Source organism: Limosilactobacillus antri DSM 16041 (genome assembly GCF_000160835.1).
Lineage (GTDB): Bacteria > Bacillota > Bacilli > Lactobacillales > Lactobacillaceae > Limosilactobacillus > Limosilactobacillus antri.
Genome location: NZ_GG700736.1, coordinates 40370 through 56165 on the forward strand (window position 1 = coordinate 40370; position 15796 = coordinate 56165).

General features: G+C 44.6%; 16 protein-coding genes, 4 pseudogenes and 1 riboswitch. Of the genes and pseudogenes, 11 read left to right on the forward strand and 9 right to left on the reverse strand.

What is annotated here, in order from left to right:
- Positions 1-185: 185 nt before the first annotated feature.
- From HMPREF0494_RS08910 to HMPREF0494_RS08920, 4 genes are read right to left on the reverse strand one after another with little or no spacing between them, the layout of a single operon-like run.
- Positions 186-1310, reverse strand: coding sequence for an ArdC-like ssDNA-binding domain-containing protein (locus HMPREF0494_RS08910; protein ID WP_007124623.1), 1125 nt, complete (start codon positions 1308-1310; stop codon positions 186-188).
- 3 nt (positions 1311-1313) lie between these two features.
- Entirely contained in the window at positions 1314-1529 is a 216-nt protein-coding gene (locus HMPREF0494_RS08915) for a hypothetical protein (RefSeq protein ID WP_007124624.1), read from the reverse strand.
- A 1-nt stretch (position 1530) separates the two neighbouring features.
- Complete coding sequence (locus HMPREF0494_RS11670; protein WP_007124625.1) at positions 1531-1683, reverse strand: hypothetical protein; 153 nt, start codon at positions 1681-1683, stop codon at positions 1531-1533.
- A 4-nt stretch (positions 1684-1687) separates the two neighbouring features.
- Positions 1688-3028 carry a CRISPR-associated endonuclease Cas9 REC1/REC2 domain-containing protein gene (locus tag HMPREF0494_RS08920; protein ID WP_007124626.1) on the reverse strand — a complete coding sequence of 447 codons (1341 nt, stop codon included), beginning with the start codon at positions 3026-3028 and terminating at the stop codon, positions 1688-1690.
- Positions 3029-3218: 190 nt separating this feature from the next.
- Positions 3219-3319: riboswitch (TPP riboswitch) on the forward strand.
- A gap of 190 nt (positions 3320-3509) precedes the next feature.
- Here HMPREF0494_RS08920 and thiM point away from each other — a divergent pair.
- The 3 genes from thiM to thiE all read left to right on the forward strand — a co-directional run bounded on the left by thiM (position 3510) and on the right by thiE (position 5900).
- Complete coding sequence (gene thiM / locus HMPREF0494_RS08925; protein ID WP_007124627.1) at positions 3510-4295, forward strand: hydroxyethylthiazole kinase; 786 nt, start codon at positions 3510-3512, stop codon at positions 4293-4295.
- 1 nt (position 4296) lies between these two features.
- Complete coding sequence (thiD, locus tag HMPREF0494_RS08930) at positions 4297-5094, forward strand: bifunctional hydroxymethylpyrimidine kinase/phosphomethylpyrimidine kinase (protein ID WP_007124628.1); 798 nt, start codon at positions 4297-4299, stop codon at positions 5092-5094.
- 164 nt (positions 5095-5258) lie between these two features.
- Positions 5259-5900: a thiamine phosphate synthase gene (gene thiE, locus HMPREF0494_RS08935; RefSeq protein WP_007124629.1), complete on the forward strand. Its 642-nt coding sequence runs from the start codon at positions 5259-5261 to the stop codon at positions 5898-5900.
- A gap of 57 nt (positions 5901-5957) precedes the next feature.
- Here thiE and HMPREF0494_RS08940 read toward each other — a convergent pair.
- Positions 5958-6413, reverse strand: a pseudogene (locus HMPREF0494_RS08940) (MFS transporter); the annotation flags it as partial.
- A gap of 180 nt (positions 6414-6593) precedes the next feature.
- Between HMPREF0494_RS08940 and HMPREF0494_RS08945 the strand changes: the two are divergent.
- The 5 genes and pseudogenes from HMPREF0494_RS08945 (at position 6594) to HMPREF0494_RS08950 (ending at position 10690) form a co-directional block, all read left to right on the forward strand.
- The gene (locus HMPREF0494_RS08945; protein WP_007124631.1) at positions 6594-7046 is read left to right on the forward strand and encodes a hypothetical protein; all 453 of its coding nucleotides are present in this window, start codon (positions 6594-6596) and stop codon (positions 7044-7046) included.
- Positions 7047-7560: 514 nt separating this feature from the next.
- Positions 7561-7623, forward strand: a complete 63-nt coding sequence (locus tag HMPREF0494_RS11780) for a putative holin-like toxin (protein ID WP_230083882.1) — start codon at positions 7561-7563, stop codon at positions 7621-7623.
- 241 nt (positions 7624-7864) lie between these two features.
- Positions 7865-8091 (forward strand): annotated as a pseudogene (locus HMPREF0494_RS11085) (excinuclease ABC subunit A); the annotation flags it as partial.
- A gap of 268 nt (positions 8092-8359) precedes the next feature.
- Positions 8360-8651, forward strand: a pseudogene (locus tag HMPREF0494_RS11820) (Cna B-type domain-containing protein); the annotation flags it as partial.
- A gap of 38 nt (positions 8652-8689) precedes the next feature.
- The gene (locus HMPREF0494_RS08950; RefSeq protein ID WP_404803178.1) at positions 8690-10690 is read left to right on the forward strand and encodes a Cna B-type domain-containing protein; all 2001 of its coding nucleotides are present in this window, start codon (positions 8690-8692) and stop codon (positions 10688-10690) included.
- Between the two features lie 207 nt (positions 10691-10897).
- Here the strand turns inward: HMPREF0494_RS08950 and HMPREF0494_RS11825 are convergent, their stop codons facing one another.
- The 4 genes from HMPREF0494_RS11825 to HMPREF0494_RS08960 all read right to left on the reverse strand — a co-directional run bounded on the left by HMPREF0494_RS11825 (position 10898) and on the right by HMPREF0494_RS08960 (position 13868).
- Positions 10898-11170, reverse strand: coding sequence for an IS66 family transposase (locus HMPREF0494_RS11825; protein WP_404803179.1), 273 nt, complete (start codon positions 11168-11170; stop codon positions 10898-10900).
- A 29-nt stretch (positions 11171-11199) separates the two neighbouring features.
- Positions 11200-12549 carry an FAD-dependent oxidoreductase gene (locus HMPREF0494_RS08955; protein ID WP_007124636.1) on the reverse strand — a complete coding sequence of 450 codons (1350 nt, stop codon included), beginning with the start codon at positions 12547-12549 and terminating at the stop codon, positions 11200-11202.
- Between the two features lie 155 nt (positions 12550-12704).
- A complete protein-coding gene (locus HMPREF0494_RS11285; protein ID WP_007124637.1) occupies positions 12705-12842 on the reverse strand; it encodes a hypothetical protein in 138 nt (45 codons plus the stop codon).
- Between the two features lie 3 nt (positions 12843-12845).
- The gene (locus HMPREF0494_RS08960) at positions 12846-13868 is read right to left on the reverse strand and encodes a zinc-binding alcohol dehydrogenase family protein (RefSeq protein ID WP_007124638.1); all 1023 of its coding nucleotides are present in this window, start codon (positions 13866-13868) and stop codon (positions 12846-12848) included.
- A gap of 169 nt (positions 13869-14037) precedes the next feature.
- Here HMPREF0494_RS08960 and HMPREF0494_RS11290 point away from each other — a divergent pair.
- The 3 genes and pseudogenes from HMPREF0494_RS11290 (at position 14038) to HMPREF0494_RS08965 (ending at position 15199) form a co-directional block, all read left to right on the forward strand.
- Positions 14038-14384 (forward strand): annotated as a pseudogene (locus HMPREF0494_RS11290) (winged helix-turn-helix transcriptional regulator).
- Positions 14385-14670: 286 nt separating this feature from the next.
- A complete protein-coding gene (locus tag HMPREF0494_RS11785; RefSeq protein ID WP_222843308.1) occupies positions 14671-14733 on the forward strand; it encodes a putative holin-like toxin in 63 nt (20 codons plus the stop codon).
- Between the two features lie 328 nt (positions 14734-15061).
- Positions 15062-15199 (forward strand): putative holin-like toxin, encoded by a 138-nt coding sequence (locus tag HMPREF0494_RS08965; protein ID WP_007124641.1) that lies wholly within the window; start codon positions 15062-15064, stop codon positions 15197-15199.
- The last annotated feature ends 597 nt before the right edge of the window (positions 15200-15796 follow it).

Below are 15796 nucleotides of genomic sequence, written 5' to 3' on the forward strand. Positions count from 1 at the left end.
ACTCAGCTATATCGACAAGCACCACAAATAAAAAAGCCGCCCTGCTCAACTTTGGTAGGTTGCAGGACGACTAGTATCTAGTCTAACGTTAATGCCACCGCCTTTGAAGCGGCTTGCGCGGGAAGCCCTGTTCTGGCGGGGCTTCTTTTTTCTATTTACATTATAGCATGCCCTTTAAAAACTGGCTAACGTTTTAAACTTTGATCAAGTTTGGATTCGGGTTGTTTGATTTCCGGATTCTGTTCAGCAAATGCTTGCAGCTGTTTTTGTGTTCGCTTACTGATTTCATGGTGTATATCATTTAGTTTATTTTTTAGTTCTGATTTTTGTTGTGGGTTCCTTGCTTGCTGAACTTGTTGTTGCAAGCCTTGATAAGACTTATTAAGTTCCTGAGCTGACAGCTTTTTTAGATCATGCTCAGGTTCTTTTTGGGCTTCTTGTAAACCTAATTGTTTAGTTAAACCATCACTAAGCTCAATCACTTTGTTGCTCACTTGCTGGATTTCACTTAAAGCACTATGGATCACGGCTTTATCTTTGGCCCAGGTAGCTACATAACCGAGGGAGTAATTGCCCGTATCAACCCCAATATTTTGCATAGCGACATATGCGACCGCTTCGGCTTGCGTTTCTCGATAGGCTCGCGGGCGATCTTTAAAGGCTGATTTTAAGCCGTGTAGCTGGCTATGCGCATATTCGTGGTATAACGTCTTTAGTTTCAAAGCATTGTCGGGCTCATCGCCACCAATGACGATTTCATTAGTGCTGGGTTGAAAATACCCCTTAGCCCCATTTAGCGTCGCTAAAGGCACTTCACTGACTTTAAGGTCGGTTTGCTGGTTTAAATAATCTTTGAACGCGTTATACAAGCTCGTTACATTCTGATGATCGGCTAAATTTTCTTTGACAAAATCCTTGGCACTTAACACTGGCTCACCGCTAGTTTGTGACACGTCAAAGACGGGTAGATAACGGTAACCGACAATGGCGCGTTCATCGGTGGTATCAAGACGCTTTTTCTCGGCTGGTGTTAACTTCTTAATAATCGGGGCCGCAATCCGAATTGCTTTCTCTCCTCGGTTGACGGTGCGGTTAAAAGTTGTCTGCCATTGCTTAAAACCGGCGACTTGAGTAGCTTGAGGATTTTGCGCATAAATTAAATCAATGTTTCTGGCGCTATAATGATGAAATTTAGACAAGGTATTGAGATACTGTTTAAATCGGTCACTATCGGTTAATTTTAAGATTTGTTGTTCGGCTTGGGCGACTAATTGTGCTTTCCAGGCTTTAACGTCTGCTTTACTCGGCATTGTCTACCCCTCCTCATCTTCAAAAATATCATTCAATATAGGGGCTACGTTGATTTGAATCGGGGTCGTGCCATAAAGGGCGATGTAGCCATCAGCTAATTTTTGCCAAGCCACTTGGTAATAGGCTCCGTTACCAGTGATTTCTTTCAAATATTTATAGGCTCCTTTAGTCTGCAAAACCGGTAATTCACTGGCTAAAACTGCTAATTCGTTGTTCATTTTATGATCTCCTTTGCTTTGGTAAGAAATCACCTGCCTTGAGTAACTCATCGATTTCTTTCCAATTTTCCTTTTTGGATAAAATCTTCTTGAGTCCCTTTTCAAGGTCAAAGCCCTTTTCCTTTGGCGCTTGCCCAATGTATTTGTTATACACCTGGTCAAACTCTTTCCGCGCTAGCTGGTTGGGTCGCTAAGTATTCCTTAACTTCCGCTAATTGACGTTCGTGCGTCCAATAACGATCCATCATCGATTCAGAAATCGACATCCCATTTGGCACGATTTCATTCAGCATGATCTGCGAGAACAGGCTAGTGATTTCCGTTAAGATATCATTTTGAGCATCACTCAATTCTTCCCGGAATTTTTCAATCTCGTCCTCACTGGTTTCAGACCTTAAATCGATCTTCCATTCGTTGCCATTCGCCATCGCTACCGTTGCAAAGTCCGCCTTGTAGCCAAGAACTAACTTACTCATCGCCGTTGCAATTTGCTTGTTGCGCTTGGTCTTGAGCTTGACGTTGGCCACGGCGTCCTTGGTGTTGTAGACCCCGTTGCTCTTCTCGTTAAGCCCCATCGCCACCCACTGGGTCAGCGGGAACTCGTAGTCGGTCTGGCGGGTGAAGTGGGCCGCCTTGTCCAGGGTGCTGGAGAGCGGAAAGGACAGGGCGACGCCGAGCGTAATTAACAGCATCGGCACCAAGAGTTGGCTTTGTTTAAAGCGGTGGCGCCCCCATAAAATCAGGGCGGTCAACAGCATCGCCGGGATAATCACGATCATGTTGGCCTTGGTTAACTGGCCCAGCATGGCCAGGAGCACCAAGAGGACCCCACTAAGGCCTTTTTGCCACCAATTGCGGCGCCGCCATAAGACCAGCGGCCGCAACAAGTACAAGAGGACGAACATCACCGGCAGGTCGGTGTAAAAGACCTGCAGGTAGTAGGTGTAAGCAAAGGGGGTCAGGACCCCAAAGGCTAAGATCCCCAAGACCAGGTGCTTTTTCTTGCTGACCCGCCAGGCGGTGTCGATGCCGAGCAAGACCATCCCGTCCAGTAGCAGTATCGACAAGAGGTGGACGCCGCGGTTGACGCCCATCCCCATTTCCATCGTCAGCTTGAGCCAGCGCGACAGGAGGTAGGCGATCGGCACGTTTTGCGGGTAGCGCCAGAAGTAGGTGATCTTCCAGCTGGTATGGCCGACCGCCATCCGGGTCGCCTGGTCGAGGACCCGGAGCGGGTCGTGGTAAACCGTCACCGGTAGCCACTTTAAGACCGCCATTTGCAAGAGCACCATTACCGCCATGCCGAACCCGACGAGCAGGGCGACCTGGCGGTTGGTCAACCGGTCAATTACGGAGGCTAGCTTGGGCAGGCCCCACCAGCCCAGCAGGGTTAGCGGCACCAAGGCCAAGGAGGTGACCCAGTTTTGCGAGAAGGTTAAGTTGGACACCAGGCCCCCCACCAGGCAGGCAACCAGGATCCAGGCCAGCCCGCGGCTCACTCGCCGGGCCCCGGTCACCGGTCCCACCCCAGTTTGTTCATCAATTGCTTGTGCATTTTATCAACTCCACTTTCAATTTCAGGTTAATTATAAGGGTGCGGCGCTAGCTTTGACCATAAATATTTACAACTTAGTTTAATGTTAAAAAGGCGCTATATTTTCTGACTGATCCCTGCTATAATGGAGGGGTAATAGTTGCTAGGGGTGTCGGACCACCGACTGAGACGCTAATTGGCGGACCCTTTGAACCTGGGAGTTTGGACTCGCGGAGGGAAGCAACGGTCGGCGAAATGGGCCACCGGGATTCCCCCGGTGGCCTTTTCTTTTGTCGCTAACGTGCAGATAACGTGCTCACCAACCGCAGGCCTAGTGTCTAAGTACGGGCAAAGAACACCGCCAAGGCGCTAACCATTTGCCCTAGCTTAGTCATACGGCCTGTTAAATTGGTTGGTGACCACTCACTTAAATTAAGGAGAAAAACATGCAAAACGCAATCGCAACCATCAAGGAAACCAACCCGATCGTCTTGACCGTCGCCAACAACGTTACCCCCGCCGACGTCGCCAACGGCCTCAACGCCCTGGGCGCCTCGCCGATGATGTCGCAAACGCCGGAGGAAGCTGACGACATGGTCAACATCGCCCAAGCCGCCGCCATCAACCTGGGGACGCTCAACCCCCACCAGCGCGGCGAAATGGAGGCGGTAATGGAAGCGGCCAAGAAGTACCACAAGCCGACCGTCTTGGACCCGGTCGCTTGCGGCGCCACCATGTACCGGCTCCGGGTGGTCACCGAACTGCTCCACCAGTACCACTTCACCGCCATCCGCGGTAACGCCGGTGAAATCGCCACCTTGGCCGGGGTCGACTGGCAAAGCCACGGGATTGACGCCGGCGAGGGTAACGCCGACCTCGAGAAGGTGGCCCGGCTGGCGGCCGAAAAGCTCGGCTCGGTGATCGTCTTGTCCGGCGAAGTCGACATCGTCACTGACGGCACCCGCCTGGCCCGCTTGCCGTACGGTTCCCCGGCCTTTAAGACCCACGTCGGGACCGGCGACATGCTTTCGAGCTTGATCGGCGCCTTCTTGGTCACTAACGACGACGCCTTTGACGCGGCTGTTGACGCCGTGACCACCTTCACCCTCTGCGGCCAAGCCGTCGAAGACCAGCGGCCGGGCTACTGGTACCCGGGGCTATTGAACAACCTCGACGCCGTCACCGATGAGCAACTCGTTACTTGGCAAGAAGCATTCGGAAAGGAAGCTTAAGATGACTAACGAATTTCCCCAGGCCCTGACGATCGCCGGCTCCGATTCCGGGGGCGGCGCCGGCATGCAGGCCGACCTAAAGACGATTCAGATGCGCCACGTCTTCGCGACGACGGTGGTGGTGGCGGTGACCGCCCAAAATACCCTCGGTGTCCAGGACGCCCTCGCTTTGCCGACTGAAATGATCGACGCCCAGTTCGCCTCTTTGGCTGACGACTTCAAGATCCGGGCGGCTAAAACTGGCATGCTGGCCGACGTGCCCACCGTTCAGGCGGTCGTGCGCAACTTAAAGCAGTACGACTTTGGTCCCCTGACCGTCGACCCGGTGATGATCGCTAAGGGCGGCACCAAGCTATTGGCCGACGAGGCGATTACCACCGTCAAAGAGGAACTCTTGCCGCTGGCGACCTTGGTCACCCCCAACCTGCCAGAAGCCGAGGCCCTAACCGGGTTAAAGGCGGAGCGCCCCGCTGATATGGTTAAGATCGGCCAGGCCCTGCAAAAGCTGGGTCCCAAAAACGTCCTGGTCAAGGGTGGCCACCTCGGCGGCGACCAAGCGGCCAGCGACTTCGTCTTAATGGAGGACGGCACCAGCTTTTGGATGACCTCGCCACGGATCGACACCGTTCGAACTCACGGGACCGGCGACACGATTTCGGCCTGCATCACGGCCGAACTGGCGAAGGGCGTCGGGTTGGAACAGGCGATCCGAACCGCCAAAGGTTACGTGGAAGCGACGATTCGCGACACGATCCAGGTTGGCCACGGCCACGGCCCGCTGAATCATTGGGCATTATAGAGAGTGGCAAATAACCTAACCAGCAGGCCGTATGACTAAGCTAGACCGGAGGTTGGTGCGCTTACGCACCGTTCTGCGGTCGTACTTAGGCACTAGGGCTGCGGTTATTTGCCACGTTTTCTGTCTAACATTTGAAAACTAGCCAATAGCTAGGGAGAAAAGCCATGTTATTTAAAGATGAAATGCTGCGCTGCTACCTGATCGGCGGCAGCCAAGACACCCACCACGACCCGGCCGAATTTTTGACTAAGGTCGAAGCAGCGATGCAAGCCGGGATCACCGCCTTTCAGTACCGCGAAAAAGGGACCAGCACCCTTTCAAAGGCCGAAACCCTGGCACTGGGTCAGCAAGTCCAGGAGCTGGCGACAAAGTACGGCGTGCCGCTCTTTGTCGACGACGACCTGGAGCTGGCGGCCGCCATCCAGGCCGACGGCATCCACGTCGGCCAAAAGGACCAGTGGATTGAAGAGGTCTTAGCCGCGGTCGGTGACCAGCTGATGGTCGGCTACTCTTGCAACACGGCGGCCCAAGTCGCCCACGCGAACCAGCTGGCCGTCGATTACATCGGCACCGGCCCGGTCTTCCCGACCATTTCCAAGGACGACGCCGGCAGCGCCCTGGGCGTGGACGGTCTCGCCGACTTCGTTGAACAATCCGTGCACCCAGTCGTCGCGATCGGCGGCATCAGCCTAGACAACGCCGGCGCCACCTTGACCAGTGGCTGCGCCGGGTTGTCGATGATCTCGATGGTCTTAGGCGCGGACGATGTGGCCGGCACGGTGAAGAAGATTTTGGAACTGTATTAAACGCTAAAACCGGTCCGCTCAGCCCTAGCTGAACGCACCGGTTTTTTTGTCGAAAAATTATTCCCCTTCGTGAATGATCGCCACCGAAAAGGCCCCGATCACCATTGGGAACAGGACGAAACTGATTAGCGAGCCAATGATTTGTGGCATGCAGACCGCAATGTTGAACAACCCCAGGTACGCCCCTTCATTTTCCCCGTGTAAAGAAGAAGTTAGGATCGTAAACGGTAGGGTGTTAATCGTGAAGTTACCAATCCCGTAAAGAGCGAAGGCCAGTAAAGCCACCCACTTGTTACCAGTTAAGGCTACGATAATAATACTGATCGCATCAGCAAAGAGACCGAACCCATACCAGAACTTACGTTGGTTTGCCTTCGTCTTAGCGTAAAAGAGTCCCCAGAGCAAGGCGGCCACACTGTAAAAGGCAGTCATGACCCCATACCAGTTCCCAGCGGCTTGGAAACCAGCTGAAGTTGGGTCAGTGGTGTGCCAAATGTTTTTAGCCATCGCCCCTAGTTAATAAAATTGGCCGGACAATCGATCAATTTTTGCTTCTTGCTATATCTAGAATCATTGATATTGTATACTACGGTTATAGTATGATCAGGTTTACCACTGGCGATATGACTGGTCTTGGTATTATAAGATTAGTTATGTTTAGTAATGATTATCAAAAGAAGGAGATGATTTCTTATGATTGAGAAAGAAAAAGTTTTAAGCGATGCACCAAAGGTTCTAAATTCTGATAACAATCCTTGGGAAGTTACTGTTGAAGGAGATTCGATTATTGGTACATGGAAATGGATGGATGCCCGGTTTTTCACTAAGGGTGGAATCTCCGATGAGGACAAAGAGTTTACTTTTACAGTTACTTTGAAAGATAACGGGAAATGGAAGGAAGTTGATAGCACTTCTAGTAAGACATCAAGTATTAGGATGCATAACGGTAAACTATCTTTCAGTAAAGACATCTCCTTTTCTAAGGGAAAGACTTATCAGAAAAGTATTTCTTTTGGCATTGGACAGGACAAGAAGAGCGGTAAAGTTGGAATTGTTGAATCTAGGTTAGATACTTCAATCATTAAAAAGTCGATTCGAGATTATTTGAAACAATGTGGCTGGAAGAAAGCTGGACTATTTGGATAGGAAATTATATGGTTCACGTGATATAACACTGTTAGTAACAGGGCTGAAGTTACTAACAGTGTTATATCAAAAGGCCCGTTACCTCATTGGGAAGTGGCTTTTTGAGAATAGGCAAAAGAAAAGCCATGCTAATCAATAAGAAAAGCATGACACTAAGACTTTTACTAATGGAACATCAGCATGAATGGAAGGAGACCAATTTTCTATAGCATAGAACATCTTTTAAATAAAAATTAGTTTTTAAATAATTAGTTGCAATATAATCATTAGGTACAAACTGCAATAAATTAGGTACACACATTGGTAGCCTCTCCTTTGTTTTGTTACTACGTTAAACAAAATCTAGTACTTCGATCTGCTTGATGTTGTTGCGAGTTTCTTTGTATAATAAACTTCGCAAGAAGTTTTAAGGGCGGTGGCTGTCTTTTCCCTTGCGAGGTGAGGCCCATGGGAACATGGAATAATCTTCAGGAAGGTTTCACAGTCAATGAGCGTCTTCCAGACACTCTCGTTGATGTTGCTATTTGCAATGTTTATTTTAGCGTTGCTAACGTACATCGACAAAAGGAACAAATAAAAAAGCCGCCCTGCGTAACTTTGGCCAGTTACAGGGTAGCTTAATGCTGTCTTATTAACTTCGCCACCGCCTTTGAAGCGGCTTGCATGGGAAGTCCTGTTCCAGCGGGGCTTCCTTTTTATGTCTACATTATAGCATGACTATAACTGATTTTCGACTATTTTTAATCAGCTTCCTAGCAACTTAAGAGAACATACGTTTGCTTTATGTGCTACAATCCAGGTAAAAGCTAACGGAAATGATGAAATTGTTTACTGATGATGAACCGCATGGCGTGGTCTTCTTAATTGATAACAAGTCCTTTTATGCTAGTTGCGAGGTCGTTGCCCGGGGGCTAAATCCCTTAAAAGTCCCATAGTGGTCCTTAGTGAAGCTGAAAATACCAATGGTGGACTCATTTTAGCCACGTCACCCAAAGCTAAGCGCTTATTTCATCTTAAAGCCAACGTCTCCCGTAAACGTGACCTGTAAAATATGTATAAATATGAAATTGGGAAACTTTAGGGGAGACCAGAGTTTGAATATAACAAAAGGCGCTGTGCCGGCTTTTTCACTGTCGATACAGCGCCTTTGTTATGTCATCGGGAACATATATTTGATAACTACGCTAACACTAGTGATATCACTATTGACGGTTGGTGAAGTTAGTGTGAAATTCCCTATAAAAATAGGGTAATATAAGGTCACGTGATAATCTTTAGTATTGCGCATAGAAAACAAAGAAGGAGGCAACAGTATGAGTAATAAATCTAGGCATCGTCGACTTTTATTTATGATGGGACTAGTCTTATTTTCGTTATTAGGGTCAATATGGATATCATCTAATAATGGTATGACCGTATATGCTGATAGCAAGACAAATATTACTCAGAACGGTACGGGTTCCGGGACTGTTATTAATCAACAGGAAGAACCGCAGATAAGTACCGTTAATAGTAATACTACAGATAATACTAGTTCTTCAGACGATCAGACGTCTCAGAAGCAAGTTACTAATACAGAAGCACAACCGAGAGCACCAGCTGAGCAGAATAATACGAGTATGGACAGATCAACGTCCAGTTCTATGCTTAGTGAGCGGCCAAATTCGGTAAATAATAGTTCTAATTCAGTTGGACATGATGTTAGTAGTAATATTACATCATTAACGGCTTCTCCAGAATCGATTAATGATGGTGGAAAAACAACTGTTAGAGTAAACTTTGATGAGCATGCTCAGAAGATAGTATCTGGGGATACAATAACCGTGAACTGGAATAATTCAGGGACAGTATACGGACAAGGGTATCAAAAGAACATCGATCTTAATATTAGGGGAGTGAATGTAGGTACTTTATCCGTAGCCACGAATAAAGCTGTTTTCACATTTAACTCTAATATTAATGATATGGAAAATGTAACTGGCTGGGGAGAATTCGACTTAGAAGGGCGAAATCTAGCTAATACCAGTGATGAAAATACAGGCTCATTCTCGATTTACAGTGGTGGTCAACAGACCTATGTATCTGTAAAAAAGGGAAAAACAGGAAGTCAAAGTCCTTTTTACTATAAAACCGGCGACATGCTACCTAGTGATACTGATCATGTACGGTGGTTTTTAAATATTAACAACGAAAAAGGATATGTGTCTGATAGGATCTATATAAAAGATCAGATTCAACCAGGTCAAACACTCGATAAAGGTAGCTTTGATATTACTATTGATGGATACAGGCCAAATCACTTCTATGGTAGTAATGCAATTGAGAATTTTGAATCAGCTTACCCTGGCTCGTCAATTACGATTAATGTATCAACTGGAGATATCACTGTCGTAATTCCTCAAGATCAGGCCCAATTAAATAAGTTTAGTATTCTTTATCGGACTTCAGTTGATGACTACAATCAACCCACTTTTGAGAATCACAGTCAGGCCTGGTACACAGAGAATAATCGGCTAGCCGTCGAAGGCAAAGAGTTTGATTATTCCGTATCAAATGTGAATGCTAATGGTGGTGTTGATGGTAAAAATCAAACAAAGGTCAGTGTAATTAAAGAATGGGACGATAACAATAATTGTGCAAGGTTACGTCCTGATAGCATTAAAGTACAGCTGTATGCGAATGGGTTACTAACAGGGAAAGCGGTAACCTTAAATTCTGCGAATAATTGGCAATATACCTGGTCTGGCCTAGTAAAAAATGCTAAAGGATCTAGGATAGCTTATACCGTTAAAGAGGTAAGCATTCCTAATGGATACAGAGGTATCACTACTGTAAACGGTAATGATATAGTAATAAAGAATATTTATAATCAAACAATAAACATTTCTGGAACCAAGACTTGGAAGGATAACAACAATCAAGATGGAATCCGTCCAAGCTCAATCACCGTGAACTTGTTGGCTAACGGTCGGCAAGTCGCAAGCAAGACGGTTAGTGCTAGCGATAACTGGCAGTACAGTTTCGACAACTTAGCCGCTTACGCTAATGGTCAGAAGATTACCTACACAGTTACGGAAGATGCCGTTGCGGGGTACACCAGTACTGTTGATGGTTACAACGTAACCAACAACCACACTCCTGCCACCGTTAGGGTATCTGGAACCAAGACTTGGAAGGATAACAACAATCAAGATGGAGTCCGTCCAAGTTCAATCACCGTGAACTTGTTGGCTAACGGTCGACAAGTCGCAAGCAAGACGGTTAGTGCTAGTGATAACTGGCAATACAGTTTTGACAACCTAGCTGCTTACGCTAATGGTCAGAAGATTACCTACACAGTTACGGAAGATGCCGTTGCGGGGTACACCAGTACTGTCGATGGTTACAATATTACTAATACCCATAATCCGACAACGCCTAAGAAGCCCCAGGTTCCTAATAACCCGACAACGCCCAAGAAACCTCAAGTTCCTAATAATGGGAATAAGGTAACACCAAAAGCTTACACTCAAGGTAAAACCTACGAAAAAACAGGTAAATTACCTCAAACAGGTAATGAATCATCAATAGGTATGATGTTAATTGGACTAGTGACGTTATTGCTAAGCTTGGGTTTAGTAGTTATAAATAGATTTACTATTTGATCATGATTGAATGATCGTAAGCACTCCACAACGAACCGGGTTAAATCTTAACCATTGATGGTATCTCAGATCCCTGGGTTCAAACAAAAATAGCGGGCGACCGACGCAGTTTTCTGCGTTAGTCGCCCGCTTTTGGTTTCTCTATTAAACACGACACGTGGCCTCAATATCTGGCGTGTTACGTTGCGTGTAAACCGTTAGTAATGGTTAAAAATACTTAAAGACGTCCAGTTTATTTAATTTTACCATTTGTACAATCCCAAACCTGATCGTATTAGCCTTTGCGCCTGCCGTTGGTTTTGTGAACAGACTTATTCTTCGCACCAGCGTGGTAGAGTGGATCTGTTGCTCATCGTGGTTATTGTGTAAAGGTAGATCACAATGCTCAAAGATCTGGTAAACCCGGTCCTTTAGATTAAGGGCATTGTTAATCACATTGCGTAATAATTTTAACGGTGATTCCTTGATTGTTTCCTCGATTAACTAGTCGGCTTTGTGTTTCTAGGGCGTTAGTTTTTCACAACCGGGGTCTTAAAAAGATCATTCAAGGCTTCAGACATTGTTGGATGAGTATAGATCATGTCGCGTAATCTTTCGTAAGGTAATTTGGCCTTCATTGCCAATGCAATTAGATTGATGGTTTCATGAGCCTCAGCGGCATACAATGTTGCCCCTAAAATAAGGTGTGTTTTTTGATCAACGATTACCTTATAAAGCCCGCGTTGATCCTCCAAGACACGGGCCTTTGGAATTGCCTTGACTGATAGCTTGAAGGTTTGAAAATCATAACCTGCACTCTTAGCTTGACGTTCATTTAAGCCAACGTTGGCCAGCGGTGGATTTAGGAATGAAGCAGTTGGTATTACCGATCGATCAGCCGTTGAGCGATTCCCCTTACCAAACAATTGATCTATGATAATACGAAAATCATCCAATGAGACATAAGTGAACATAGGGCCACCATTAACGTCACCTAAAGCCCAAATGTTTTGTACTGTAGTTCTTAAATGATCATCGACCTGAATAGCACCGCGATTGGTTAAAGCAATATCAGTATTTTCTAGTCCTAAACTACTTACATTAGGCCGCCGACCGACTGCAACTAATACCGCATCAAATTCCGCAGTGTTAGTTTGATCACCTTGTTGATAATATAACGTAACCTTCTCACCATTATCTTTTACTTGCGTTAGTTGAGTCGCCAGTTTAATCTCGATCCCTGCGTCAGTCAGATCTGCTACGACCTCGGTCGCAATATCAGGATCTTCGCGCTCTAACAATCTGGTATGTTGGTCGAAAATCGTTACATGCGTACCAAAGGAATTAAACATTCCAGCAAATTCAAGGCCAATATAACCGCCACCAATAATTGCTAGTCGTTTCGGTTGTTTCTCCAATTCCATAGCTTCTTTAGACGTAAAAATCCGCTGACTAAATTCTAACCCTGGGATTGATGGCCAATTTGGAACTGCTCCAGTATTAATAAAGATACGTTCACCTCTCACCTTCTTAGTCGTTCCATCACTCATTACGACTGCCAAAACATAATTGTCGATAAAACGGGCTGACCCATCCCAAACCGTTGCTAGTGGCTCATCAGCCACCATGTGATAGTTTTTGTTTCGCAACTGTCTAGTCATCTCACCACGCTTATTAACTGCTGTAGTGAAGTCCACGCCACGTTGGCCATTAAAAATCAAATTTTTAGATGGTAGGCAGCCAACATTGATGCAAGTTCCTCCGTACATTTGTTTAGACCGTTCGATCAGAAGCACGGTCTCATCATGCTGCGCCAAGTACTTAGCTAATGTCTTACCCGCCTTACCAAATCCAATAATAATATTTTTAAATTTATCCATTGTTTTACCCGCCTTTTACTAGTCATTTGTTATTGTACTTATTATAAGTAAGTAAAGTGTCAAAAGCAATTTGTATGCTCAATCACCTGTTTATCTGACTTGACTTTATAGTCATCATTTCACCATCTTATTTGTCTTTTACCACAGTTTTCCCTCTAGTAGCTGATTTTATGACCTTCTTTGCTTCGTAAATCTCGCCCATTATTTAGGGTTACTTTACCTATTTGTAAGAAAATATAACCCGATTTGACATCTTTAACATAGCGACGATAATATCTGTCATTTTCGATCATATTTTATTCCTCCCATCTAGAAACAACGACTTTACCAACCATATGCCCACTTTCCACTAAATTATGTGCTTTCCGAAGATTAGTTGCATTTAAAGGAGAAAGGGAATGTGTTAGAGTACACTTTAATTGGCCATTATCAAGAAAATATGCAATTTTTTCTAAAATATCATGTTGGGTTTGCATATCATTTGTATGATAGTAAGACTTGGTATACATCCATTCCCAAGCAAAGATTGCTTTCTTTTGAGTTAATAAACGTAGATTGATAGGTCGCCTATTTTCGGTAACCGAAGCAATAGCTCCCTCAGGCTTAATTAACTCACACATTTCTTTCCAATGATTGTCAATATCTTTTAACTCTAAAATATAATCTACAAATTTATAACCAAGTTCTCTGACTTCGTCGACTAAATTATTCCTGTGGTTTACAGTGTATTTAGCACCATGACTTTTGACCCAATTGATACTTTCGGGACGTGAAGCAGTGGCAATTACGGTTAGTCCTGCATTTGCAGCTAATTGTGTTGCAACTGATCCTACTCCACCAGCACCATTAATGATCAAAATGGTTTTATCTTTATTACTTTGACTATTAGAGGACACTGACAGTTGTTCAAATAGCGCTTCATAAGCTGTCAATGAAGTCAGAGGCATTGCGGCTGCTTCATCGTCGCTTAAGGATTTAGGTGCATGTCCAACAATTCGTTCATCTACTAACTGATATTCACTATTACTTCCTGGACGTTTAAAGGACCCGGCATAATATACCCGATCTCCAGGGTTAAATAGAGATACTTGATTACCCACTTTTTTTACAATTCCACATGCGTCCCATCCAATAACTTTTGGGGTCTTTAGTTTGCCGTGCCCGCCACGTCGTACGCCAACATCAACTGGATTAACGGATACAGCATTAACTTTGACGAGCAAATCGTGCCCTTTAGGTACTGGGATACTTTCTTCAAATTCAAATAAGCTTCTAGAATCGTTAATGTTTAAATGTTGAGTAAATCCGATAGCTTTCATAGTGAGTCCTCTTTTCTATTGTTCTATACTTACAATTAGTAACTTGTTATATAAGACATACAAGAAGAGAATTTAAATTATCTATGTAACAATTATTTCCCTAATAGCCACAAAGAATAAATCAATATATGATTAAAACATTTAGTTTTTTTAAGAAGGAGTGTTGGGCTTGCAAAGACATATTTTTAACTGTAGTAATGGTTGTCCTGTTGAAAGCACTTTACAAATAATTTCAGGTAAATGGAAAAGTGTAATTTTGTATCATCTTATAAAAAATAAAGTATGTAGATTTAGTGAATTGCAAAAAAAATGCCGAATTGCTCTCGCAGGATGTTATCGCTACAACTTAATGAGTTAGAGACGGACAAGATTATCGAAAAAAAGATATATCCAGTGATTCCTCCTAAAACAGAATATAGAATGACTAGGTTTGGTGAGACACTAACGCCAATTATTCTAGAAATGGACAAATGGGGGCAAACTTACAACTCCATAAACTCTGAGGACAGTAACTAAAAATGCTTCAAAATTACCTGAATAGTAACATTTTGAAGCATTATAGTTATATTATTTACCTATTTTTTCGTCTTAAACATATCCAGCTAAAGACGATAGGCTTGCTTTTCATCACTTGAAGTTTTATTGCTCTTGGTTGATTTTTGATTTCCCTGTATAATGGATTGAGCAAGAAGTTTTAAGGGCGGTGGCTGTCTTTTCCCTTGTGAGGTGAGGCCCATGGGAACATGGAATAATCTTCAGGAAGGTTTCACAGTCAATGAGCGTCTTCCAGACACTCTCGTTGATGTTGCTGTTTGGCACGTTTTTAATCGCGCTCCTCAGCTATATCGACAAGCACCACAAATAAAAAAGCCGCCCCGATCATAACTTTGGCGAGTTACGGGACAACATTATCGTTTAGTTAACTAATGCCACCGCCTTTGAAGCGACTTGCACGGGAAGTCCTGTTTTCGGCGGGACTTCCTTTTTCTGTTTATATTATAGCATGACCTTTAAAAACTGGCTAACGCTTTAAACTTTGATCAAGTTCGGATTTGGGTTATTTGATTGACGGATTTTCTATGTATAATTAAAATTTGTAGAGAAGTTAAGGTGGTGGCTATTTCCGATCGGAGGTGGTGCTTATGGTGTTAAACCTTTAAAGCCCATAGATCCTAACGAAAGGAGTAGCCTAAGTGTCCGTTGCGGACGCTTTACAATTAATGCTGGCTTTCGGTACCTTTATCGTAGCCTTAATTGCATTGATTGTTGAGCTGATCAAAAGTCAGCAAAAAAATAACCGCCTTAGCTTGGCAGAGCTAGGGGTTATTTAATCGTATTAAGTTATGCCACCGTCTTTAACGGCTCTACATGGGAAGTCCTGTTCCAGCGGGGCTTCCTTTTTCTGTCTACATTATAGCATGGCTATAATGGACTTGCGACTATTTTAAGTGTAGTTTCTCAAAGGCTAGAGGAACTATTGTTCGTTCTTGAAAATATGTAGGAGCAACGGCTTAAATACCATATACAGTGGTATAATATATGTCAAAAATCTATATGTAGTGTTCGGAAGGTGCAATTCTTGGTTCAAGAGAAACACAACAAACCATTGAGCGCAATAATTTCACATACTCTATATCAACATTAGCTTCCTATGTCCAATTAACACAGGCTAAAATGGCAGTTATACTACAAAAGACATTTCAGGTGAAGAAAATCAGGGAATTGTTGAATTAAATGAAATTTGGTTTCCTCGTCAAAGTTTCTGTATAATAGATTAAGCAGAAAGTTTTAAGGGCGGTGGCTGTCTTTTCCCTTGCGAGGTGAGGCCCATGGGAACATGGAATAATCTTCAGGAAGGTTTCACAGTCGATGAGCGTCTTCCAGACACTCTCGTTGATGTTGCTGTTTGGCACGTTTTTAATCGCGCT